The sequence below is a fragment of the Pinirhizobacter sp. genome (assembly GCF_035317885.1).
Lineage (GTDB): Bacteria > Pseudomonadota > Gammaproteobacteria > Xanthomonadales > Rhodanobacteraceae > Pinirhizobacter.
The window spans coordinates 1-3,238 of sequence record NZ_DATHFX010000400.1; the positions used below are offsets into that span (position 1 = coordinate 1).

Sequence of the window (3,238 nt, forward strand, 5' to 3'; positions counted from 1 at the left end):
AACCGCTTCCTGCACGGCTACGGCCTGACACCGGCGCTGGTGGCTTCGATGCCGACGGCGCCGGATGTGTTGCTGACCGTGGACAACGGCGTAGCCAGCATCGATGGCGTGGCGGCGGCACGGGCGCGAGGCAGCGTGGTGATCGTGACCGATCATCACCTGCCGGGTCCGTTGCTTCCGGCCGCCGATGCGATGGTGAATCCGAATCTCGACGGCGATGCTTTCCCCAGCAAGGCATTGGCGGGTGTCGGCGTAGTGTTCTACCTGTTGCTGGCGCTGCGGGCTCACCTGCGCGAAGCAGGTCACGCGGCGGCGACGGACGCTGATCTATCCACCTTGCTCGACCTGGTTGCCCTGGGCACCGTAGCCGATCTCGTGCCCCTGGACTTCAACAATCGTGTCCTGGTCGATGCCGGCCTGAGGCGGATGCGCCAGGGGCGCGCCTGCCCAGGCATCGTGGCGCTGGTGGAAGCCAGCGGGCGCAGCATGGATGCCTTGAGCGCCGTTGATCTTGGCTTTGCCATCGCTCCACGCCTGAATGCTGCCGGGCGCCTGGAAGACATGCGCCTGGGCGTGGAGGCCTTGCTTACCGACGATGCAGCCCGGGCACGTGGCTGGGCGGTGCAACTGGACACGATCAACCGCGAGCGCCGCCAGTTGCAGGCGGATATGGTGGCCGATGCTGAAGCCATGGTGGCGCGCACCCAGGTGTCCGGCGATGCCGCGGGCGTGGCCCTGTTCGATTCCTCCTGGCACCCTGGCGTGGTGGGCCTGGTGGCGTCGAAACTGAAGGAGCGCCTGCATCGCCCGGTGTTGGCTTTCGCACCCGCTGGTGACGCCAGCGATGAACTGCGCGGGTCCGGCCGCTCCATCGCCGGTTTCCATTTGCGCGACGCGCTGGCCTTGATCGACACGAGGCATCCCGGACTGATCCTGCGCTTCGGCGGCCACGCCATGGCGGCGGGGCTTAGCCTGCGCCAGGCGGATTTCCCGGCGTTGGCGCAAGCCTTCGACCGCATCGCGCGCGAGCAATTGGATGAGTCGGCCCTGGCGGCGCGCGTGCATTCCGATGGCGGGTTGGAACCTGGCGACCTGTGCATCGAGCTTGCCCTGCAGCTTCGCCAGGGCGGCCCGTGGGGCCAGGCCTTTGCGCCTCCGTGTTTCGACGATGTCTTTCTTTGCCTGGGCCATCGACTCATGGCCGGCCGGCACTGGCGCCTGGACCTGGTCGATCCCCGCGACGGCAGGCGCCACCAGGGTGTGGTGTTCAATGTCGACACTAGCCAGGTGCCTGCGCGAGACCTGCGCCTGGTGTACGAGCTGGATATCAACCACTGGCAGGGCAGGGACAGCCTGCAGCTACTGGTACTGCAGATGCTTGCGGCCTGACCGCGCCAACACCACGCACACGCACATTGGGCTAGCCTCGGGTTGTCACCAGGAGAGCGCCATGATCGAACAGATCCCCAACCTACCCGCTGGCACCCTAGGATTTCGCGCCACGGGCACGGTCACTGCTGCCGACTACGAAAGCGTGCTGGTGCCGGATATCGAGGCAGCCTTCGCGGTCAACCGCAAATTGCGGCTGCTCTACCACGTGGCCCCGGGATTTGAATCGTTCCAGGCCGGCGCCATGTGGGACGACGCCAAGCTTGGCTTCCGCCATTTCAGCGGGTGGGATCGCGTGGCCCTGGTGACCGACGTGGCCTGGTTGCGTGGTCTGGCCGGCGCCATGCGGATTCTCGTGCCAGCGGAACTGCGGCTTTTTACCGATGCCCAGCTTGAAGAGGCCAAGGCATGGATTGCCGAGCAACCGTGGGACGGTGGGCAGGAATGACGTAAATCATGAAGCGTGCGTGTAGGCGCATGCCTAGGATTGCTCTCTCTTACATTCTGAGAGACAGGCATGCCCGTCAGCAGCGTAGCTTCCCCACCGCACCCGCCCGTCGTCGCTTCTGGCGGGCTGCCAGTCGCCATGGTTCCGCGGCCGCAGGGGGTAGGTAACCTTCCGCGTACCAGCCTTGCCGTCGCTCGCGATCGAGCCGTGGGGAAGCCAGGGGTCGAACGTGGTCCCATCGAACTGCCCTTGACAGGTGTCCCGAGGGAGGCCCTGCAGCGGCTTGGGGAGAAGCTCAGTAGCGGGGCATTGTCGGAATGGGAACTGGCGACGCTCATCACCACCGGCAAGTTTGGTCGTACGTCCCTGGGCCACGCCATGGCCCCCCAATTGGTGGCCGATGCACTGCGTGTCGCCTTGCCCCAAGCTTCGGACGAAGAACGTAACGTCTGGGAAGCGGTGGTTGAAGACGCCATCAGGATGCCCGTGCAATCGTGGCACGAGCGGCATGCGAATCCACCGTCTGCGCTTGTCCGCCCAAAAACGGCGCAAGCGTTGATCGAACTGTACAAGCTGTTGCAAAAAAGCACCCACGGACCGACATCGTGGAGCGATGTATTTCCCCCCAGGCAGGGGGTCAGCGAACGCATCGTGGAACTTGAACAGCTGTCACGCATCGCTACCCTGGACACTTCCGTTCCCGGTCGAAACGGACAGGGCGGCCCATGGAGCGCTGCCCTGGTCGGCGCGCTGATTCTTATCGGGGGGATACCCGCCGCGCAGGCCGATGTCGCTCCAGGGGAAGCAGACGAAGCAGACGCGCAGGTACCGCTTCTCCGGCAGCAGCTGGCCAACGTCGCCGCCCCCGTGGTCCGCTGCCTCGCTCCACTTGGATCACTCCTCACGCGATATCCGCGCGCAGCAGCTACCACCGTGGCCGGAGCGATAGGTGCCGGAATCACCACGGCTTTGTATGCCCGGTTCGGAAACCCGGGAGACGATGGCGCCAACTCGCAAGCGCTCCCCTTCGCCTCGTTGGCTGGCGTTGTTACGCCGGACATCCTGGCCAACGTCATGGACGTAGTCCGCCATGGCTATGCATCGCTCGATGCCGATGGCCGGGCGCTGCAAGCCGTGCGGACGCTGGGTCCCGCGGCCGATGGCGTCCGGGCTCGGTGGGAACTTGGCCACTATGGGCGTACCGATCGCGTTGACTTCATGCCCCCCGACCTCGACGTCGAGTTCGGCGGCTGGTTGATCAAGCAGGCATTGGGCGATCCCGTGCCTCCAGGCGGGGTCGACATGACCTGGAGCACATGGACGCTCCCCAATGGCCTGCGCGTGATCCTTGTGCCCGGCAAGGGCGACATGGCTAGTGTCCAGCTTCGCTTTGGCGATGGC

General features: G+C 65.5%; 3 protein-coding genes. All 3 read left to right on the forward strand.

Going from position 1 to position 3,238, the window contains the following annotated elements; translation table 11 throughout:
• Positions 1-1,389, forward strand: a 1,389-nt coding sequence (locus VK519_RS13155; protein ID WP_324350444.1) for a DHH family phosphoesterase, incomplete at its 5' end; no start/stop codon positions are given.
• Positions 1,390-1,450: 61 nt separating this feature from the next.
• Positions 1,451-1,837 (forward strand): SpoIIAA family protein, encoded by a 387-nt coding sequence (locus VK519_RS13160; protein ID WP_324350446.1) that lies wholly within the window; start codon positions 1,451-1,453, stop codon positions 1,835-1,837.
• Between the two features lie 249 nt (positions 1,838-2,086).
• Positions 2,087-3,238 (forward strand): hypothetical protein (locus VK519_RS13165; protein WP_324350448.1); only part of this gene is annotated, 1,152 nt, incomplete at its 3' end.